The organism is Nitrosospira sp. TNL300 (assembly GCF_055385915.1).
The window spans coordinates 1,861,300-1,879,291 of sequence record NZ_AP041005.1 but is presented as its reverse complement, the minus strand read 5'-3'; the positions used below and the strand labels follow the sequence as shown (position 1 = coordinate 1,879,291).

The 17,992-nt window shown below is 51.4% G+C and carries 20 protein-coding genes; 12 read left to right on the top strand and 8 right to left on the bottom strand.

Going from position 1 to position 17,992, the window contains the following annotated elements; all coding sequences use genetic code 11:
* The first annotated feature begins 313 nt into the window (after positions 1–313).
* Positions 314–2,197: a putative bifunctional diguanylate cyclase/phosphodiesterase gene (locus ACZ5BW_RS08685; RefSeq protein WP_464538980.1), complete on the top strand. Its 1,884-nt coding sequence runs from the start codon at positions 314–316 to the stop codon at positions 2,195–2,197.
* A 134-nt stretch (positions 2,198–2,331) separates the two neighbouring features.
* On the opposite strand, the gene ACZ5BW_RS08680 is transcribed toward ACZ5BW_RS08685, so the two are convergent.
* Positions 2,332–3,081, bottom strand: a complete 750-nt coding sequence (locus tag ACZ5BW_RS08680) for an SDR family NAD(P)-dependent oxidoreductase (protein WP_464538978.1) — start codon at positions 3,079–3,081, stop codon at positions 2,332–2,334.
* Positions 3,082–3,421: 340 nt separating this feature from the next.
* Between ACZ5BW_RS08680 and ACZ5BW_RS08675 the strand changes: the two genes are divergently transcribed.
* From ACZ5BW_RS08675 to ACZ5BW_RS08660, 4 genes are read left to right on the top strand one after another with little or no spacing between them, the layout of a single operon-like run.
* A complete protein-coding gene (locus ACZ5BW_RS08675; protein ID WP_464538976.1) occupies positions 3,422–4,054 on the top strand; it encodes a paraquat-inducible protein A in 633 nt (210 codons plus the stop codon).
* A 3-nt stretch (positions 4,055–4,057) separates the two neighbouring features.
* Positions 4,058–4,759 (top strand): paraquat-inducible protein A, encoded by a 702-nt coding sequence (locus ACZ5BW_RS08670; RefSeq protein ID WP_464538974.1) that lies wholly within the window; start codon positions 4,058–4,060, stop codon positions 4,757–4,759.
* The gene (locus tag ACZ5BW_RS08665; RefSeq protein ID WP_464538972.1) at positions 4,737–6,395 is read left to right on the top strand and encodes a PqiB family protein; all 1,659 of its coding nucleotides are present in this window, start codon (positions 4,737–4,739) and stop codon (positions 6,393–6,395) included. The genes ACZ5BW_RS08670 and ACZ5BW_RS08665 overlap by 23 nt, the downstream gene beginning before the upstream one ends.
* Entirely contained in the window at positions 6,392–7,039 is a 648-nt protein-coding gene (locus ACZ5BW_RS08660; protein ID WP_464538970.1) for a PqiC family protein, read from the top strand. Before ACZ5BW_RS08665 ends, ACZ5BW_RS08660 begins: the two co-directional genes overlap by 4 nt.
* Positions 7,040–7,234: 195 nt before the next feature.
* Here the strand turns inward: ACZ5BW_RS08660 and ACZ5BW_RS08655 are convergent, their stop codons facing one another.
* Positions 7,235–7,726, bottom strand: coding sequence for a Spy/CpxP family protein refolding chaperone (locus ACZ5BW_RS08655; protein ID WP_464538968.1), 492 nt, complete (start codon positions 7,724–7,726; stop codon positions 7,235–7,237).
* Positions 7,727–7,939: 213 nt separating this feature from the next.
* On the opposite strand from ACZ5BW_RS08655, the gene ACZ5BW_RS08650 reads away from it, so the two are divergent.
* Both ACZ5BW_RS08650 and ACZ5BW_RS08645 read left to right on the top strand, forming a co-directional pair.
* Entirely contained in the window at positions 7,940–8,641 is a 702-nt protein-coding gene (locus ACZ5BW_RS08650) for a response regulator (RefSeq protein ID WP_464538966.1), read from the top strand.
* A 1-nt stretch (position 8,642) separates the two neighbouring features.
* A complete protein-coding gene (locus tag ACZ5BW_RS08645; RefSeq protein ID WP_464538964.1) occupies positions 8,643–10,061 on the top strand; it encodes an ATP-binding protein in 1,419 nt (472 codons plus the stop codon).
* Between the two features lie 40 nt (positions 10,062–10,101).
* On the opposite strand, the gene ACZ5BW_RS08640 is transcribed toward ACZ5BW_RS08645, so the two are convergent.
* Positions 10,102–10,836: a hypothetical protein gene (locus ACZ5BW_RS08640; protein WP_464538962.1), complete on the bottom strand. Its 735-nt coding sequence runs from the start codon at positions 10,834–10,836 to the stop codon at positions 10,102–10,104.
* Positions 10,837–11,200: 364 nt separating this feature from the next.
* Here ACZ5BW_RS08640 and ACZ5BW_RS08635 point away from each other — a divergent pair, with 364 nt between their 5' ends.
* From ACZ5BW_RS08635 to ACZ5BW_RS08620, 4 genes are all read left to right on the top strand, one after another.
* On the top strand, positions 11,201–11,905 hold the full coding sequence (locus tag ACZ5BW_RS08635) for a class I SAM-dependent methyltransferase (protein ID WP_464538960.1): 705 nt from the start codon (positions 11,201–11,203) through the stop codon (positions 11,903–11,905).
* Positions 11,906–11,943: 38 nt separating this feature from the next.
* Entirely contained in the window at positions 11,944–12,924 is a 981-nt protein-coding gene (locus ACZ5BW_RS08630; RefSeq protein WP_464538958.1) for a bile acid:sodium symporter family protein, read from the top strand.
* Positions 12,925–13,007: 83 nt separating this feature from the next.
* On the top strand, positions 13,008–13,253 hold the full coding sequence (locus tag ACZ5BW_RS08625) for a hypothetical protein (RefSeq protein ID WP_464538956.1): 246 nt from the start codon (positions 13,008–13,010) through the stop codon (positions 13,251–13,253).
* A gap of 157 nt (positions 13,254–13,410) precedes the next feature.
* Positions 13,411–13,656: a hypothetical protein gene (locus ACZ5BW_RS08620; RefSeq protein WP_464538954.1), complete on the top strand. Its 246-nt coding sequence runs from the start codon at positions 13,411–13,413 to the stop codon at positions 13,654–13,656.
* Positions 13,657–13,715: 59 nt separating this feature from the next.
* Here ACZ5BW_RS08620 and ACZ5BW_RS08615 read toward each other — a convergent pair whose 3' ends face one another.
* Positions 13,716–14,144 (bottom strand): hypothetical protein, encoded by a 429-nt coding sequence (locus ACZ5BW_RS08615; RefSeq protein ID WP_464538952.1) that lies wholly within the window; start codon positions 14,142–14,144, stop codon positions 13,716–13,718.
* A 325-nt stretch (positions 14,145–14,469) separates the two neighbouring features.
* Between ACZ5BW_RS08615 and ACZ5BW_RS08610 the strand changes: the two genes are divergently transcribed.
* Positions 14,470–15,111: a helix-turn-helix transcriptional regulator gene (locus ACZ5BW_RS08610; protein ID WP_464538950.1), complete on the top strand. Its 642-nt coding sequence runs from the start codon at positions 14,470–14,472 to the stop codon at positions 15,109–15,111.
* A 46-nt stretch (positions 15,112–15,157) separates the two neighbouring features.
* On the opposite strand, the gene pgl is transcribed toward ACZ5BW_RS08610, so the two are convergent.
* The 4 genes from pgl to ACZ5BW_RS08590 all read right to left on the bottom strand — a co-directional run bounded on the left by pgl (position 15,158) and on the right by ACZ5BW_RS08590 (position 17,780).
* Positions 15,158–15,880 (bottom strand): 6-phosphogluconolactonase, encoded by a 723-nt coding sequence (gene pgl, locus ACZ5BW_RS08605; RefSeq protein WP_464538948.1) that lies wholly within the window; start codon positions 15,878–15,880, stop codon positions 15,158–15,160.
* Positions 15,881–15,943: 63 nt separating this feature from the next.
* Positions 15,944–16,414: a DoxX family protein gene (locus ACZ5BW_RS08600; protein WP_464538946.1), complete on the bottom strand. Its 471-nt coding sequence runs from the start codon at positions 16,412–16,414 to the stop codon at positions 15,944–15,946.
* A gap of 343 nt (positions 16,415–16,757) precedes the next feature.
* A complete protein-coding gene (locus tag ACZ5BW_RS08595; RefSeq protein WP_464538944.1) occupies positions 16,758–17,072 on the bottom strand; it encodes a hypothetical protein in 315 nt (104 codons plus the stop codon).
* Positions 17,073–17,588: 516 nt separating this feature from the next.
* Positions 17,589–17,780 carry a hypothetical protein gene (locus ACZ5BW_RS08590; RefSeq protein WP_464538942.1) on the bottom strand — a complete coding sequence of 64 codons (192 nt, stop codon included), beginning with the start codon at positions 17,778–17,780 and terminating at the stop codon, positions 17,589–17,591.
* Positions 17,781–17,992 lie beyond the last annotated feature (212 nt).

Genomic DNA, 17,992 nt, shown 5'->3' with positions numbered 1-17,992 from the left:
CGGGTAGAGCCGATAAGCATTAGCCCCCGATTTATCGCATCTCTACACCTTTATTCGTTTAGTGCGGATCACGCCCTGCCAACATCCTCATCCTGCTTCTTCTCTGAGGAATCGACCTGGTCATCGTTAATACCTCGCCTGTTCACTATCATACCTACAAAATCTTCCTGCAATTTTCCCTGCTACACTTGAAAATAGTTACCGGCTCTGGTTGACGATGAATTTTCGGCATTTCTTTTGCGGTTTAACTCACCGCTATTGTTCGTCCGGTGCCAGAAAAAATTAATCGCACGACAAAGATAATCAGGATTTTATGCCGTCGAACAAAAAGCCAAGCAAGTTAGAGAGTGTGAGCCGCGCGTTGCGAACCTTGAGCGCCGGCAATCGTACCCTGCTGCGTTCGTCAGACGAGCAGGAGCTTCTTCGCGAAATGTGCCGGGTCATCACTGAGCAAGGCGGTTATCGCCTTGCCTGTGTCGGATATGCACAAAATGATGAGAACAAATCCATCCAATGGATGGAATGCGCCGGAATGGATAAGGAGCACCTTCAAGCGCTGCTTCCTTCCTGGGCCGCTTCAGATGTTGACCGGACTGCGTTCAGTACCGCAATCAGCACAGGCAAACCCAGCATAGTAAGGCGCATCCTTGCCGATCCCGCCCACACCACTCCAGTCCACGCCCGGCTAATGGAGTTTGCAAGAACGAGAGGGTACGCCTCGGTGACAGCGTTTCCACTTCAGCTAGAGGGAGAAATACTGGGCGCGATCGTAATAGCAGCCGCCGACCCTGATGGATTCGATGACGAAGAACTCAAGCTACTTAACGAGCTGGCCGACGATCTCGCCTATGGGATCACCGGCTTGCGAATGCAGATCGAGCACCACAAAGCTCAAGAGGCCATTGCTCACCTTGCATACCACGACTCCCTTACTGACCTGCCGAACCACACCTACTTGCATAAGCATCTGGAAGAAGCAATACAGCTTGCCAAGCTTCAACATCACCCTTTGGCACTGCTCTATTTTGAAGTCGGGCAGTTCCATGAAATCAATGAAATCCTCGGCCACCGCTCCGGAGACCAACTGGTCCAACAACTGGCACAGCGTCTAGCCCAGGTTGCCAAGCCCGACGAGTTTTTGGCGCGTATAGGCGAAGCTGCGTTTGCCTTGTTGCTCCCGATCACTGGGGCGGATGGCGCAGCCAGAGAAGCGCAGCGGTTTCTTGAAGTTTTGCATGAACCAGTGGAGATATCGGGGCTGACGCTAGCCCCGCCAGTGTCCGCTGGAATTGCATTGTTTCCAGGGCATGGAACCGACGCCGAAGCCCTGCTACGAAGAGCAAACGCCGCAGTGGACAAAGCGAAGCCTGCAAGAGGACGTTATGCCTTCTATCAGGGACAGGAACAGGAAAATGCGCGTCGGCTTAAGCTGGTGGGCGAGCTGCAGCGAGCGATCGAAAGGAATGAACTGTGCCTCTATTGCCAGCCGAAGGTAGCCCTCGCCTCACGCCAATTATCTGGCGCGGAGACCCTGGTGCGCTGGGAACACTCCTTGCATGGTTCTATCAACCCCGGCGAATTTATCAAGCTCGCGGAACAAGCCTCGCTAATTACACCTCTTACAACCTGGGTGTTAGAGGCGGCATTCCGCCAAGGCTACGTTTGGCACGAGGCAGGACTGCGCAGGCCATTGTCGGTAAATCTGTCGGTGCATGATTTACGTGATGCGAGGCTGATCGAACGAATACAGGGTCTATTCTCTACCTGGGGCCTTCCGCCAGAACTTATTCAATTTGAAATTACCGAGAGCGCGTTGATGGAGGACCCCAAAACTGCGCTGGATACGCTGGCCTGCCTGAAGGAACTTGGTGTCGAGCTTTATATTGATGACTATGGGACCGGGTATTCCAGCCTCAGCTATTTGCAGAAACTGCCTGTGGACTGGATCAAAATTGATCAATCGTTCGTCATGCCGATGGTGGAAAGCGGTGATTCTGCACTGATCGTGCGATCAACGATCGAATTGGGCCATAACCTGGGGCTACGCGTAGTCGCGGAAGGTGTTGAGAGCCAGGCGCTGTGGGATCAGCTTGCTGCTTGGGGGTGCGACGTGGCGCAAGGCTTTTTTGTCGGGAAACCGATGCCGACGGACACATTTGATGATTGGGAAACGCGGTGGTTTCGGGCACAGACCTGAGGTCGCGAGTTTCCACCTTCCCATCCTGGCTGCAAGTACACCCGCTTACTTTTATGTCAGCGCGGGTACCGCGAACGTAGTTCGCCGCGTTCGCCAGACAAGAAGGTGAGTGGACCCTCGCAGGTCGAGGACCATTACTGCGCCGTGTAGCCGCCATCGACGGCAAGGCACTGTCCAGTGAGATAATTGGCTTTATCGCTGGCGAGGAATATGATAGTTTGGGCGATCTCTTCAGTACTGGCCGCACGCTTCGCGGGGATCGTGGAAAGAAAGCGGGCCTTAGCTTCCTTATTGCCGCTAACGAAGCGTTCGAGCATCTCCGTAGCCACCGGACCAGGCGCCACGGCATTGACTCGCACCCCGGCAGCCGCACCTTCGAGCGCGGCGGTCTTGGTGAGCCCCTCAACGGCATGCTTGCTGGCCACGTAAACCGAGGCACCGGCCACGCCTACCTGGCCCGCGATCGACGAAAGGTTGATGATCGAACCGGACTCTTGGGCGAGCATGATCCGCATCTCGTGCTTGATGGATAGCAGCGTGCCAAGCACGTTGGTAGCAAAGATAGTCTCATAGTTGTCGGTCGACTGGTCGACGATAGGAGCGATCTGGCCTTCGATGCCGGCATTGTTGACCGCCACGTCGATCCGTCCGAAGCGAGCCATGGCTTGCTCTACCAGCGTGCGGACTTCGGCTTCGAAGCGCACGTCGGCACGCAGAAACTCCGCTTCCGCGCCGAGTGCACGTAGTTCGGCGGCTAGGATTTGCCCGGCCTCTTCGTGACGGCCGTTGATAACCAAGCGGGCCTTTTCCTTCGCGAAGGCAACAGCGGTGGCACGCCCGATACCCGTGAGTGCGCCAGTGATGAGGACGACGGGGTGATCCATATCAATACTCCATAGGATGAAAGTACGTTGTCGATTAAAACTTCGTAACAGGCTCTAGTCGCCTTGCAACCCGATACGACAAGTTCGCCAAATGTTTCAACGCTTTCTTGCATATCGCATGCGCCTAGATCTGATTATTGTGAACACGCCCTAGATAAAAGCCAGCGCGATTTATCATTCGGGCACACCCGTTCGCCCCCTCGCCGGCACCGATGCAAGCCATCATATTTACTACTACAGTATATAAATAGGATTATGTCAATTCCGAGAAGTCTTCATTCAGGAATGCCGTTTGGAGTCCACATTGTATGAATGAAAGACAATCTTCAATAAATTAACCATGCGGGAAGTGCCTGACTTGATTGCCTGTGAAGAATGCGATGCGGTTTACCGCAGATTACCGCTAGGCCGCAGCGAAGTCGCATTCTGCCGTCGTTGCGGCGCCGAGTTGGAACGCGACAGGCGTACTCAGCGCAAGCATGTTTTACCACTGGCGATCGCCGGTTTGTGTATGTACCTCATTGCAAACGTCTTTCCAATCCTTGAACTGGAACTGCGGAGTGGTTTGTTCAGCCACGCAACGCTTATAGGCTCGGTCCGTTCCTTGAGAGGTGAGGGGATGCTCTTCGTGGCATTGCTGGTGTTGGCTACAACAATTCTGTTTCCCTTGATTCAACTTCTGGCTTTGATTTATTTGCTTACCTTCCCAATCAGATTTAGAAGATCTGGACACCCAACAACGTTTAATTTATCGGGCCGCCTGATCCAGGTCTTGCGGCCATGGATAATGGTGGAGGTATTTCTGCTCGGTGTCATCGTTGCGTTCGTCAAACTGACGAGTATGGCAACCGTACTGCCTGGCATTGCGTTGTGGGCATTTGGTGCTCTTGCTTTCCTGCTGACCGCGGTGTTTTCGTTTGACCCGCGCTGTCTCTATATCAGCAGATGTGGTTACAAGAAACAAGGGAAATAGAGCGTGGCAGCAAATAGAACCATTCAACCAGCCAGCCAGTCGCCGGCGAGCGGAGTGCCCGTAAAGACTGCGGCGAAGCTGGGCATGGTGTCATGTCCTCATTGTGCGACCTTATGGGAAGATGTAAAGGCTCATGACCGCTGCGGGCGCTGCGGTGCAGGATTGCACCTGCGTAAACCTGATAGTCTCCGCCGCACCTGGGCTTTAGTGATCGCCGCCTACATAATGTATGTCCCGGCCAATATATTACCGGTCATGATCACTGTTCCTTTCCTCGGAAAGGAACAGCAAGATACGATCATGAGCGGCATCATTTATTTCTGGAATTCCGGTTCCTGGGGATTAGCGCTTATTGTTTTTACTGCGAGCTTTCTCGTGCCTTTATTCAAGCTGGCAGTTCTTACTCAGCTATTGATCGCAGTACAAGATCGCAGTAAGCGGCACATCTTGCTACGCGCGAAACTTTATCGCGTTGTAGCGGTAATTGGCCGCTGGTCGATGCTGGATGTTTTTGTAGTAACGCTGATGACCGGACTCATACAGATCAAGGGCTTTGCCACGGTGCACCCGGGGGCGGGTATCGCTGCCTTTGCCGCAGTGGTGGTACTGACTATGCTTGCTTCAATCAGCTTTGATCCCCGTTTGATGTGGGACGTGGCTGAACATGAGTCCAGAGGATCACATGAATCAAGACGAGGCAAGTGATCCCGCGCAAGGCGTTCCTTTGCCAAAGAAGGTGGGCCAGCGAAACTGGGTCTCCTCGTTGATCTGGCTGGTTCCGATACTTGCCGCGGTTATCGGGGTTTCGCTCCTGGTTCAGGCCTGGATTCAGCGCGGCCCCGAGATCACCATTACATTCCTCTCCGGCGAAGGACTCGAGGCTGGCAAAACCAAGGTCAAGTATAAAGAAGTCGAGATCGGCACAGTTCAGTCAATCGCGCTTAGTGAAGATCGCACTCACGTTTCGGTAACCGTGCGATTGAAGAAGGAAGCCCAAAGTTTCACCGCAGCCGACAGCCGTTTCTGGGTCGTACGTACACGTATCTCAGGTTTGCAAGTGTCCGGGCTTGCTACCTTGCTATTGGGCCCTTACATTGGGGCCGATGCGGGCATTTCAACCGAACAGACAAACAAATTTGTGGGACTTGAGACGCCGCCAATAGTCACCCACGATGTTTCCGGAAAGCAGTATTTTTTACATGCGGCTGATATCGGGTCGTTGGATATAGGTTCGCCTGTCTATTTCCGTCGGATCAAAGTGGGGCAAGTAACCGCATATGATCTGGATGAAAATGGCAAAGGCATTATCATGCGTATATTCATTAACTCGCCTTATGACAGATTTGTGGGTATCAATACACGCTTCTGGCATGCCAGCGGCTTCGACATGCAACTTAATGCCGATGGGCTAAAGATCAAGTCGCAATCACTGACCACTGTTCTGTTTGGTGGTCTTTCCTTCCAATCCCCCGATGACAATACCGGCACTCGCGCCAAAGAGGACACGGCCTTTATCCTGGCTGAAAATCAGACTGAAGCATTAAAGGAGCCGGATGGCGACGCGCAAATAATATTGCTTGATTTCAAACAATCCCTGCGTGGTCTAAGGCCGGGTGCAGAAGTGAGTTTCCGAGGGCTGGTATTGGGACAGGTTAAATCGATAGGCATTGATTATGACCCCAAGCTGCGCGAATTCACTATGCCAGTCCTGGTTCAGGTTTATCCGGAGCGTCTGGGGCGGAGATATGCACAGTTTCGAAAAGAACCAACGTATACAGCCCAACAGCGTTTGCAGTTCATGATCGATCGCGGCTTGCGCGCGCAGTTGCGAAGCGCCGATCTCCTTACCGGACAACTTTATATTGCCTTCGATTTCTTTCCTGGCGTTGTCACAAAAAAAGGAGACGTTTCGAAGCGCAAAGCCGATGTAGCTGCTTCCCAGGCGCTGTTGGCAATACCCACCATTCCCAATACGGCAGAGGAAACTCAAACGCAGATTTCGGAGATAGCGCGAAAGTTGAACAAGGTACCTTTCGATCAAATTGGCAGCGAATTACAGGAGTCGTTAAAAACCCTCCAAAGGACGCTGAACAGCGCCGGACAGCTGACGGAGACATTGAATAATGATGTGGCGCCCGAAATAGCCGTGGCAATGAAGGACGTGCACGAGACTCTAAATGCTGCGGGGCGCACATTGTCCGAAGAAGCACCTCTGCAGCAGGATTTACGTCAGACATTGCAGGAATTATCGCGCGCGGCGATTTCACTCAGGGTTGTGACGGATTATCTGGAGCGTCATCCTGAATCGATAATTCGCGGCAAGCGGGAAGATAAACAATGACGAGCCTGGGGCGAAGCGCATTTTTTATGATGATAGCATTATTAACCGCTGGCTGTGCATCAATTCCGGAGACGCGATTTTATACGCTGTCGATCGGATCGGGGTACCCCGAGATGAAGGCCCTGCCAAGAGATCTGTCCACCCCAATTTTCATTGACGTATTGCCAGTCAATGTTCCAGAACGGCTTGCGCGCCCGCAATTGGTTATACGTTCCAGAGATTCTGGTCCGGAAACACAGCTTTTCATCCTTGAACAAGATCGCTGGTCATCGCCCTTCAACTATGAACTGCGAGATGCGTTCGCCTCCGGTATTGCTAACTTGACCGGGGCCGTAAACAGAGCACGGGGGAGCCGTGCCCCCGATCAAATCGTCTACAGAATCGCAATTGAGCTTAGCCAGTTCGATGCAATAATCGATGACAGCATAAAGGCGAGATTCAGTTGGACGGTTACGCGTTCTACCGATGCTCGTAGCGCCGCATGTTATGCGGTGATTACGGAGCCTGTTGCCGCGGGTGTCGAAGGTGTTGTAGAAGGCGTGCAACGCGCAGTAGCAAGCGTAGTCACAGACATTTCTAAGAACGTGATTGAGCTGGATATGGGCCGTGTTCCAACGTGCGCGGTGCAGAAAAAAGCGCTTTGACTTTGCGCCTTGACTTTGATGTGGCCGCTGCTCTGTTACAACTCTTCCCCATTAGAGAGACTACTTAGAGGGACTGGTGGAGGTTGCGACGGCCAAGCGGTTCTGGTGCCTGGCCGTCAAGACTCCATGAATATCGAGCTAATTGATATAGACCTGCATTCCTCTGGCGTTGCAGATGAAGCTTCCGTTTATGCTTTAACCCTTACCATGATGCCTGTTCTTCTCACGCATCTGTTTCATCTGTTCTTGCTGGGCATCAGTTAATATCTGGTTAATAGCATGGCGCGTTCTCGTGCGCTCAGTTACCAATTCGGCTACCAGATTTCCTCGTTCACGCGCCAGTTCTTGTACTCGACCATCGTCAACCTGGATGTTTCTTGCCAGTTCCCGTAATTCCCTTCGATTTGTTCGTATTTTTTCCCTTATAGCTGCTGTTTGCGGTCTTGATTTTTCCATAATCGCTCCAATCGATGCGCGTTGTTCCGTAGTAAGTTGGAGGCGCTCGGCCATTTTGTCCCAGAATGCCTTTTTACCTTCCATACCTTGCCCCTCGGATCGAGAGCCTGCACCGTGATGGCAGCTCGATGATGCATGTTTCTGATAAGCATCAGAGTGTGAATCAGCCAAAACAATGCCACTTGCTAATAACCCGCTGATGATCAATGAAAGTTTCATGATTGTTTTCATTTAGCCAACTCCTCTTGATAGTGATGTTTGAGAATGCGCGCCGTGAATGTGCACGGCTTGGATAAGAATAAGATCAAGCAATGTCAATTAGGGTTATGGGAATGTAAAGTTATGTAAAGAAACCAGAAGTTCCTGTATTTGATTGCTTTGATTTGGCAATATTCGTAGAAGGCAAATGCACCACATTCGGAAACAAGATTCTGACCTGGGGAAATGATGGCGCGCATATTACTGGCGGATGACGATATTGAATTGAGTGGGATGCTGGTGGATTACTTCACTGACGAGGGCTTCGACGTCGATGTGGCTTATGACGACGTCACGGCGTTGAACAAGATATCGGTGAACCGGTATGACCTGTTGATACTTGATGTGATGATGCCGCATCGGAATGGTTTCGATGTATTACGTGAGCTGCGCATGCAATCTCTGCTTCCCGTATTGATGCTGACGGCGAGGGGGAACGACATCGATAGTATTGTCGGTCTTGAGCTCGGGGCGGATGATTATCTGGCGAAACCGTCCAATCCCCGTGTAATGGTGGCACGGATTCGCGCAATTTTAAGAAGAGCAGAGATACAAGGTGATCGGCGCAATGGAAGCGGTGAGCCTGACAAGATTATATTGGACGATCTTGTTATGCATATTGGTTCACGTACGGTTACCTGCGGCAACAACCCGGTATTTGTGACGAGCACGGAATTCAGCTTGCTGGATGTGCTGTTGCGGGAAGCCGGCAATGTCGTATCGAAGGCAGATTTGTCCGAGCGCGCACTTGGCCGGAAATTGAGCCGTTATGACCGCAGCCTGGACGTGCATGTAAGCAGTCTTCGTAAAAAACTGGGGTCGATGCCGGATGGGCAGGAACGCATCAAGACGGTGCGGAGTGTCGGTTATATTTATTCACGAAACTGACATGCACAGCCTTTTCTGGAAAATATTCCTGTCTTTCTGGTTCACGCTGATCATTTTCACTGCGCTACTTCTGTTTGCTGCTTCCAGCTATCTCGAACATAATCGGGTACAGCAGGATGCCGGGAACATGCGTGAGCGTCTATCGGGATATTTTGATCAGGGGCGAACGGCCGCAAGGGAGAAGGGTGTTGAAGGCCTCAAGGAATGGCTCGACTACCTGGATCGGAGTGAAGCAATTCCTATTTTCCTGATCGATGAGACAGGTCGCGATCTGCTCGATCGGGAAATTCCTCCTGATATCGCATCGAGGCTGGAGCGGAGGCGACAGCACTCCAATCGCATGAACAGGAGAGGATATCCGCACCATCAGCCCATAGGCCTTGCGGACGGAAGTCTTTATTACATGGTTCCCGATTTCCAAAGCATTACCTTGCGGAGGATATTGCAGCGCCCGCGAGTAATTGCGCTTCCCGTAGCTATCGCTGCGCTGCTAAGCGCGTTGATCTGCTTGCTGCTTAGTCGCTACCTCACTTTTCCGCTCGAACGTTTACGGTATGCTGCGCAGCATATCGCAAACGGCGATCTGGCACAGCGCGTTGTTCCCTCCATGGCTGGCCGGCGCGACGAGATCGGGGAACTGGCAAGTGCATTTGACAAGATGACCGAGCGACTCGAGAGGGTATTTGGCGCGCAGCGGCAATTGCTGAGCGATGCCTCACATGAGCTTCGTTCTCCTCTCGCAAGGCTACAGGCTGCGTTGGAGCTTGCGCGGCAGCGGTCAGCCGGGCAGGCTGAAAAGGAATTGAACCGCATGGAGACGGAAATAGAACGCTTGAATGAACTCATCGGCCGTCTACTCGAACTCTCCCGCCTGGAAGCAGGGGTGGATTCCGCTCATGCCCAAAAGGTGAGCATACGGGAACTACTTGAAGAACTTGTGGAGGATGCGCAATTCGAGGCATCAGCGATGGGCTGCCGGATAGAATTGGGGGATACTTTCTCAGCAGTCGTATGGGCAAATCCCGGGCTTCTGCACAGTGCGATAGAAAACGTTGTACGCAATGCCATCAAATATACAAAACCTGCTACGGCAGTTGAAATAAGCATGCTGGCAGATACAACCTGTCGTAATGGAATTGTTGTTCAGGTTCGGGATCACGGACCTGGTGCACCTGAAGACATGCTGCCCCATCTTTTTCAACCCTTCGTCAGGTTGGAAGAAGCCCGGGATCGCTCGACAGGTGGACATGGACTTGGGCTCGCCATTGCTGATCGGGCTGTTCGGCTATATGGCGGAAAAATCGTAGCGAGAAACGAATCGGATGAAGGACTCAGTATTCAGATTCACTTGCCGTCCATGAGGCCCGATGAAAATTTCAATCAAGACAGTGGCAGGAATATGCTGCATGCAAAAGAATAAGGTGTAGTAGTCGCGGCTTCATCTGACAGTTATCCGACTTTCATGATTTCTCCTCCAGTGCGTCGCGGAGGTTTTCAATAGCGCCTTCGAGTAGCTTCAATCCATCTACTAGCTGCTCCTCGTTGACTTCCATATCCAGGAAGTTAACAACTTCCTCAGCCGCTCTCCTGAGTTTGTCATTAGCATCACTAGCATTCGACCCATTATGAGAAGCAACGTGTCTTATCATATGCTCGTGAGGATCAATCTCCTGAGCTGGCATTTCGCAATAATCCAGCGCCTTCTGCCATGGATTGCTTGCGTTGCTGAGTTCGCCAATATCGACACCAAGACGTTCCGCTATCGCATGAGCCAGTTTATCAGCCCATTCGGTAGCATCGTCCCGCTCGCTCACAAGCTCCCACATTTCACGCTCGTTGTTTTCACGCTCGCTGTTCTGTGTTTGCAGTGTCGGACCGTTCTCCACCCGTTCTTGATAATGCTCGTGCGCGACTCCCAATGCATTTGTGATGGCATCTTGCCACCAGTCCATGCTCTGGTCCTCCTGATCAGAAGAGTTCTCGGCGTGGAATGGTTCAGGTGCAATTGAATGCACTGGGGGCAGCGGGACGTCGGCAATGACAGCCCGGATAAAGCGAGCCGCCTGTGCAGGGGCGCTCTCTGGATGGCATGGATAATCTGTCTCGTTGTTCACTTCAACAGTTTTTGACTCCGTCTCAAGAGCGTCGGCTACGTATCGCAAAGCTTCTTTATCGAATCCAGCTGGTATGTTCATTCCATTTCCTCGTAATCAAGAAAGCGACGCCTCCGCAGACTCTGCATTCGTAGTGTTCGCCGCTTATATCCAGGCGTTCGCTCTCTCTTTCCTATTTGGGCGACTCCAAAATTCCCTATCGATCTTACCTGCATTTTTGTATCCGGATACCCTGGAGGACTCATCTCGCCTCTCCATTGCGGCTTTACCGCAGGTTCCCACTATATTTTAGTAAAAATGCGGGCATATGAGCGTGCCGGTGCGAAGGTGTCTTCAAAGAGTTGGTCGTCGCCAATGCATTTTCAAAAGGTTAAAATAAAGGGATTCTTCCGTCTATTGTGAAAATCGGTCGAAATTTTACCATCGCAACGAGCCTTCCCGAGTCATGCTATCCGCTGAACCTGTCGCCATCTTCACCCGGTCTTGGTCGCTCTATGATCTGATCACGGAGCACAACTACATGTTTCACCGGGAGATCTATGCCGGGGTTGGGGAGCTTTTGAGGTCGCGTGCTGATCGGGGAGAGTATCGCCTGCTGGATCTCGGCTGTGGCAACGCCCGCTATCTTGCGCCTTGCCTGAAACGCTCTCCTCCTTTGGTATACGAGGGCGTGGATTTGTCCGAGGCTGCGTTGACGGAGGCGAGGGAGCACCTCGCAGGATTGCCAGGAGAAACCAGTCTGATCCAGGGAGAGCTCCTGCAAACCATCGAGTCTGTGAATCAGGCGTGGGACGTTATTTTCTCCGGGTTTGCAATCCATCATCTGAGTCTGGATGAAAAGGCGCGGTTTTTCCAGGCAGCGGGACGCTGCCTCTCAAAAGAAGGCGGACTGATACTGGTGGATGTGGTGCGTGAAGAAAATGAGGCTCGGGAGGATTTTTTGAAAGGTTATCTCAATTTCATGCGGGAAAAATGGACGAGCGTGCCGCCGGAGCAACTGGAAGAAGCATGCGCGCACGTTCGCGACCACGATTATCCTGAGTGCCTTTCCACCCTACGGGGAATGGCCGGGGAAGCGGGGCTTCGTTCTACCCGGCTGATCAGTCGCCATGCCCAGCATCATACACTTCTGTTTTCGCGAAACGACTGATAGCAGTTATAAGCAGCTATACCAGGATACCAAGCTCCATGTTGCAGAAGTTGACCCTCCTGTTCCCCCTCTGGATGATTCTCTCGGGGCTGTTTGCCTTGTATGCACCGGAATCACTGGCTTCGTTCAACCAGGGTCCTCTGATGGTTGCGGTTCTTGCCTGTATTATGCTGGGCATGGGGCTTACACTATCCGTAGAGGATTTTCGCCGCATCGCGCGGAGCCCGCGAGCGGTGGCCATCGGCTTCGCGGCGCAATATTCCATCATGCCTTTGACGGCCTGGATAGTAGCCCAGGCGTTGAGCCTGCCTCCTCATTTCGCGGTAGGACTCATCCTGGTGGGGTGCGCTCCGGGTGGTACCGCTTCAAACCTGATCAGCTACATCGCCGGTGCCGATGTCGCACTTTCAGTCGTCATGACGGTCTGCTCCACGCTTGCAGCCGTTGTGCTCACACCCTTGCTGACCCAGCTTTTCGCGGGCGCTCTCGTGCCGGTCGATGCCTGGCTGTTGTTCAAGCAGACCTTTCAAGTCGTGATTATCCCTGTCTTTCTGGGCGTGCTGCTCAACCGGTGGGCACCTCGCCTGGTCATGCGGGTTCTGCCCGTCGCTCCGCTGCTTTCAGTGGCGGGCGTGGTTTTTATCTGCACAGTGATATTTGCCGCCAATGCAGAGGCTATTCTTGCCTATAGCGGAGAACTTATCCTGGCGACTGCGCTATTGCATGGGGCAGGCTTTCTGTTCGGTTATTACTTTGCCCGCTTGTTTGGCTATTATGGTAACAGTGCACGCACGATTGCAATCGAGGTGGGGATGCAAAACTCAGGACTTGCCGTCGTGCTGGCCAAACAGGCTTTTCCATTGTTGCCGCTTGCACCCGTCGTTGGGGCGGTTTCCGCCGTAATGCATTCGCTATTGGGCAGTGTGCTCGCGGCATTGTGGCGTCAAAACCCCGCTCCAACCCAGGAAGGGTTCATTCCGCCTGTACCGCTGACAATCTCCGTGCATCAGGAGGAATAGTGCTATTTTCGTGACGTGCAGGAAATTGCAGTAATATAGTGCTCATCGAGCGTAGACAGAGCGAGCTGAGGGGACTGTGATAGATGGATAGCGGCTTTGTAACGACCAGCATCCTCGTTCTGGCAGGTTTCTTTCTACTGGTCGTATGGTTCTTCCGAAAAATGGCGCGGGGAGAAATCGGCATGGGCAGGCACGTCGCGCTCCTGGTGCTGCTCGCAGCCATGTTGCTCGTGCCTTTCGCCATGAATTTTTCCGCTCATGTGATATCCGGTATTGGGCATCGTTCCGGCCACTCGGAAGAGGCGTCTTCTCAGCAGGGTGATTATTAGCTGGCGGCGATTTACTTTCGTATCGCAACTGAGATGGTCCCCGTGACGAACCGACGAACCGATATGCCCCGTACCACAAAAGTCTGGCCGTTGCTGACGGGGACAATCCGCGCCGGGAGTGCGGGCGATCAGCAGTCCTGGACACACAGCTGGACATATGTCGCTCTTCATCGAGCTTCAAAAGGGACCGCCAGTCATCCTGTGTGGAGACGCCGCTGATCTGAAAGAGAATCTGGTGGAGGAAATCGCGCCAGGGTACTGCTGGCAGGATAACGAGTCCCTGGCGCTGGCCAGCATCCGCAAGTTAAAGGCGCTGGAGAGCAGGGAAAAGGGTCAACTCTGGCCTAATCACGATATGGATTTTTTCCTGAGCTTGCCGCGTTTCCCGGCCTGGAGAGATTGAAAAAGACGATTCACGGACCGTGGCAAGTGATTTCTGATGTTTTTTCCTGAGCCTTTTGCTTACTTCGAGGAGTGGGCGCGATTCTCAGCGTTTACAACCTGCCCTTCACGTGTGGCAAATTCACGTTTCGCCTGCTCTACGGCCATTTGCCGGTGGATGGCAGCTGCCCTGATATTCTCATCCACATTTGCTTCGTATTTGTGAAGGAGGGCCGCAGTATGCGACTTCAAATCCTGTGCCTGGCGTCCATAGAGATAACCCTTCTCTTCATAATGCTCGAGTAATTTTTTTTGCTCATCAGCCTTGGTTTGCATTTCCTTGGCCGCGTTCTCAAAATACTTGCTCAACGCATCATGATCACCGGGAGTCCTGGCGTTCTGCGCCATCCTGCGAATATTCGTGCTCTGGACGGCCTCATGCGGGCTCATTTGCACACATGCAGCCAGTAAACCGAAGGATAAAACCGCGAAAATTCTCCTTGTTGTCACGTTGCGCTTTCCTTTAAAATCAATGAGGTTAATGCCAAAAGATAGCGAAAAGATTACAAAAAACAATGGAGTACAAAAAACAGGGAGGTAGGATAGATCGCAATTCCGGGGCAACTTCGCCTGAAATTGGGAAGTAAAATTGGATCAAGACAAAATCGAGGCGGATCAGACCTCGATTATTCTTTATTTGTGAAGAAATTATAAGGAATCATAGCTATTTTGTCAACTATTTTATGTTTAAAGTGTCTTAAGACAAGACACAGGCTGTCAGTGGTTTATAATGAAGCCGGTAATTCTTATGACGGGGGTGAAGGAGGTATATCAGATGCTAAATACGATAGGTGAACGGCAGAAGCAATTGCTTAAGCTTTTGCGTGGAAGCAGGCCAGGCCTGAGTGTGGATGAACTTTCAAAAGGGCTGGAGATTACAAGAAATGCAGTTCGGCAACATCTCTCTTCTCTGGAGGGAGCAGGTCTGGTAACGGCTGGAAGTACGCGTCCATCAGGAGGCGGAAGACCTCAACAGCTTTACGTTCTTACCGAACTTGGCAAGGAGAGTTTTCCCCGCCAGTATTCCTGGCTGGCACAGCTGGTATTGGCCTCGGTTCGGCGCGAAGAAGGCGTCGAGGACATGGGTAAGCGCTTGTCTGAAATCGGTGCAGGTATCGCAGAGCAGATACGTGGTCAATATCCGGACTTGAATACAAAGGAGGAAAAAATCGACAAGCTGACAGAGGTAATGGATCAGCTTGGCTACAACGCGAAAAGTGCTACCTTGCCAGACGGAGAAAAGGTGATTGAAGCGGATAATTGTGTGTTTCACCAGATGGCCGCAAAAGACATGGAGATTTGTCACCTGGACCGTGGACTAATGGAAGCTTTTACCGACAGCAAGGTTGAGCAACATGAATGCATGGCTCGTGGGGGAGAATTATGTCGATTCAGGTTTGTATCCAAAAAGGAGTAGTTTCTACTCCTTTTTTTTTGCCCCCATTTTCTGTTTTCTTTTTTATTTAATCTTGTTGTTCTTTCACCGGTAACAGTAACGCCGATTCCACGAGTACATCCACACCGTTTTCCCCCATTATCGCCCTGGCAGGTATTTTTTCTCCGGCCCGCCATCTTGCCACTGCCTTATGCTTTGATTCACCGTTTACCAGAAATATTATCCTTCGCGAACGATTTAAACGTGCTGCACTCAAGGATACGCGCTGTGGCGGCCGCTTGGGGGAGTTGAATACTGCAAGCGTATCGGGCGAATCCGTCGCCATTCCCCAATCGTTACCCGGGAACAGGCTTGCGGTATGACCATCTGCTCCCAATCCGAGCAGCGTCAAGTCGAAATAACCTACACCGCGCAGTGTTTGTGCATACGCTTCCGCAGCTTTATCTGCGCGGGGACCATTGGGGATGGTATGAATCTGGGCCGGAGGAATGGGCACATGGCTGAGCCATGCTTCTTCTGCCATATGGGAATTCAGTTCTTCCTGAGTGGGCGGCAGGCAGCGTTCGTCTCCATAATAGACGTGCCAGAGAGACCAATCCGCTGGCGCGCTGCATAATCTCCGATAGATTTCGCGAGGCGATTCACCCCCGGCAAGGACAAGGTTAAAGCGCCCACGCTGCTGAATGGCAGAGGCGGCGCTATCCAGGATAGCAGCCACGGCCGCATCCTGGAGGGTTGCCAGATCGGCATATTCATGCCATCTGTATTGTTGGAGGTCAGCTGATTCCATCGGGCAGAGATTCCTTTGTTATTTTGATGTAATCATGATGAACATTGACGGCGGGTTGCTTCGTCATTCCGGGCGGATGGCCCATCTTCCGCTGCCCAGGAAAAATATCGCAAGACCCGAAAATAAATAAAACCCTTGCAATTCAAGCGCCCAACCCCCCGTCTTGGTGAACGTAAATAACTGCTCAGAGTGGGCCAACACAAGCGCAAAAATCATGTTACCAACGATCAGCAAACCGCCGAGACGCGAGAAAAAACCGAAGATCACCATTAGCGCCGCGACGACTTCACCGAGATAGACTCCGTAGGCCAGTACCGGTGGTAAATCGATACCCGTCAGTTGCTTGCTGATGAAATCAAGGGATTCCGGATTAAGTATTTTGTGCAACCCGTGAAATAGTATCAATACCCCTACAGTCAGGCGCAGAATCAATTTGCCTAAATCATCATTTCGGAGGAAGTTTTGCATAAGTGTCCTTGAGAAGTTGTATATCGAAGGGCCCAGGGCGTTCGCTTCTTGTTTGCCCGGACTCATCGCTTCACGGAATTATTGCGGAACTGTTCCGGCTGTAACTATTGTATGGCCATATTCCAGATAACCTGCCCAGCATATCATGACTGGAAGCCGGATCGGCAGGTGACAGGACAAACGAACAGTTTTTGCGGTATCGGGTAGCTCCCGGGTCATCATTATTTCGCGGAATTTCAGCCAACTCCAATGAGTGGTCAGTAAAAAACTCGGGGAGGTATCTTGAGGGACTGGAGCAGGGCTGCTTGCCGTCCGTGAGGACGGACGGACAGGAAAAGCGGGAGTTATGGCTATGCTGCTATGTCGCTATGGAATTTCTCCGTATGCTCTTACCTTCCGCCTCTTATTATTATTTCGATAAAACAGTTGGGCCATAGGATTCAACAACGCTCAACTTTTTAGTTTTTGACGTAGGGTGATTTTTTTCCTTAAGCGTCAAAGCAATTTGACGGTGAGAGGCCGCTTCTCTTGCATCTGCCTTTGCAGCTTCTTCATATTTTCTTACCAGGGCTTCAGTATGCGCTTGCAGGTCCTGCGCCTTTTTTCCGTACAGGTAGCTTTTTTCCTCGTAATGCGCAAGCATCATCTCCAGTTCCTTTACCTTCGCCCGCGACTTTCTTGCTTCCTCCTCATAGTATTTGGCAACCGTCTCATGTTTTTTCATGAGCTCGTCTTCGAAATATCTCTCGACTGCCTCGTGTGCATTTGAGTTCTGCTCATCATTCTGCGTAATGGTCCCGGTGATCCGGGTATCAGTATCAGAATGGTCAGCCGCCTGGGTGATTGGCGTTAGTAAAATCAATACGGTAAACAGGGTGCAAGTCTGTCTCATTGTTTTACCGGGAACGGGAATATCAAGTGGATGTTGCTTTTAACAGGCGAAAAAATAGCAGCCATTGTTTAATGCTAGTTTATGTAAGCCACTTCGTCAATTTTTTTATGTTTAAAGTGGTTCCTGCGGAGAAGAGTACAGGCTGTACCTGTGCTCAGGGCAACAAGGGTAGATAGGGGATAGACCCGAATGCCCACATCAGTTGTTCGAATGAAATGTGCGCATCCAACAGCAAGAGCGCACGGGATTTTACTGAAGGGAATGCTACGAGGAGGGACGCTGATGCAATATGGAGAAAAATTCCCTCAACATTGCATCAGCGCGTTTGTGGCTATTTTGGGAAAAGTATCAGCGAATTTCTGTAAGTGCTACGGGTTTTTGTAAGGTGGCTACTTTGTAACTGTTTTCATCAATAGTTGCGATGGAATAGCTGTTTTCTTTAACAGTGGTGATACCCGCAGCATTAAGCGCAGCAAAAACCAGCGCAACAGTCAGGCTCATAGAATAGAAAATGCCAAGTGCTCTACCGTTAATCATCATACCCTCCCGAAATCGATAGCGAAAAAGGTTACTTTTAAAGCTACTTTTGTTACTTTCTACTACGTTTGTGAAGCATGTGTGAAGAATATGTGAAGAATTTACGTTTGTAAAGCGTTTTTTGATAAAAAGCTGCTTTGGTTGAGTTCTATCAATCTTGCGGTAATTTCCGTTTTTCGATCAGTTGAAGAATGATTTACCTGGCATGGATCTTT

What these genes read in the sequence shown, in the direction of transcription:
- ACZ5BW_RS08685 (WP_464538980.1), top strand. Translation starts at nt 314, where the DNA reads ATGCCGTCGAACAAAAAGCCAAGCAAGTTAGAGAGTGTGAGCCGCGCG.
- ACZ5BW_RS08680 (WP_464538978.1), bottom strand. Translation starts at nt 3,081, where the DNA reads ATGGATCACCCCGTCGTCCTCATCACTGGCGCACTCACGGGTATCGGG.
- ACZ5BW_RS08675 (WP_464538976.1), top strand. Translation starts at nt 3,422, where the DNA reads ATGCGGGAAGTGCCTGACTTGATTGCCTGTGAAGAATGCGATGCGGTT.
- ACZ5BW_RS08665 (WP_464538972.1), top strand. Translation starts at nt 4,737, where the DNA reads ATGAATCAAGACGAGGCAAGTGATCCCGCGCAAGGCGTTCCTTTGCCA.
- ACZ5BW_RS08660 (WP_464538970.1), top strand. Translation starts at nt 6,392, where the DNA reads ATGACGAGCCTGGGGCGAAGCGCATTTTTTATGATGATAGCATTATTA.
- ACZ5BW_RS08655 (WP_464538968.1), bottom strand. Translation starts at nt 7,726, where the DNA reads ATGAAAACAATCATGAAACTTTCATTGATCATCAGCGGGTTATTAGCA.
- ACZ5BW_RS08650 (WP_464538966.1), top strand. Translation starts at nt 7,940, where the DNA reads ATGATGGCGCGCATATTACTGGCGGATGACGATATTGAATTGAGTGGG.
- ACZ5BW_RS08645 (WP_464538964.1), top strand. Translation starts at nt 8,643, where the DNA reads ATGCACAGCCTTTTCTGGAAAATATTCCTGTCTTTCTGGTTCACGCTG.
- ACZ5BW_RS08640 (WP_464538962.1), bottom strand. Translation starts at nt 10,836, where the DNA reads ATGAACATACCAGCTGGATTCGATAAAGAAGCTTTGCGATACGTAGCC.
- ACZ5BW_RS08635 (WP_464538960.1), top strand. Translation starts at nt 11,201, where the DNA reads ATGCTATCCGCTGAACCTGTCGCCATCTTCACCCGGTCTTGGTCGCTC.
- ACZ5BW_RS08630 (WP_464538958.1), top strand. Translation starts at nt 11,944, where the DNA reads ATGTTGCAGAAGTTGACCCTCCTGTTCCCCCTCTGGATGATTCTCTCG.
- ACZ5BW_RS08625 (WP_464538956.1), top strand. Translation starts at nt 13,008, where the DNA reads ATGGATAGCGGCTTTGTAACGACCAGCATCCTCGTTCTGGCAGGTTTC.
- ACZ5BW_RS08620 (WP_464538954.1), top strand. Translation starts at nt 13,411, where the DNA reads ATGTCGCTCTTCATCGAGCTTCAAAAGGGACCGCCAGTCATCCTGTGT.
- ACZ5BW_RS08610 (WP_464538950.1), top strand. Translation starts at nt 14,470, where the DNA reads ATGCTAAATACGATAGGTGAACGGCAGAAGCAATTGCTTAAGCTTTTG.
- pgl (WP_464538948.1), bottom strand. Translation starts at nt 15,880, where the DNA reads ATGGAATCAGCTGACCTCCAACAATACAGATGGCATGAATATGCCGAT.
- ACZ5BW_RS08600 (WP_464538946.1), bottom strand. Translation starts at nt 16,414, where the DNA reads ATGAGTCCGGGCAAACAAGAAGCGAACGCCCTGGGCCCTTCGATATAC.
- ACZ5BW_RS08595 (WP_464538944.1), bottom strand. Translation starts at nt 17,072, where the DNA reads ATGAAAAAACATGAGACGGTTGCCAAATACTATGAGGAGGAAGCAAGA.
- ACZ5BW_RS08590 (WP_464538942.1), bottom strand. Translation starts at nt 17,780, where the DNA reads ATGATGATTAACGGTAGAGCACTTGGCATTTTCTATTCTATGAGCCTG.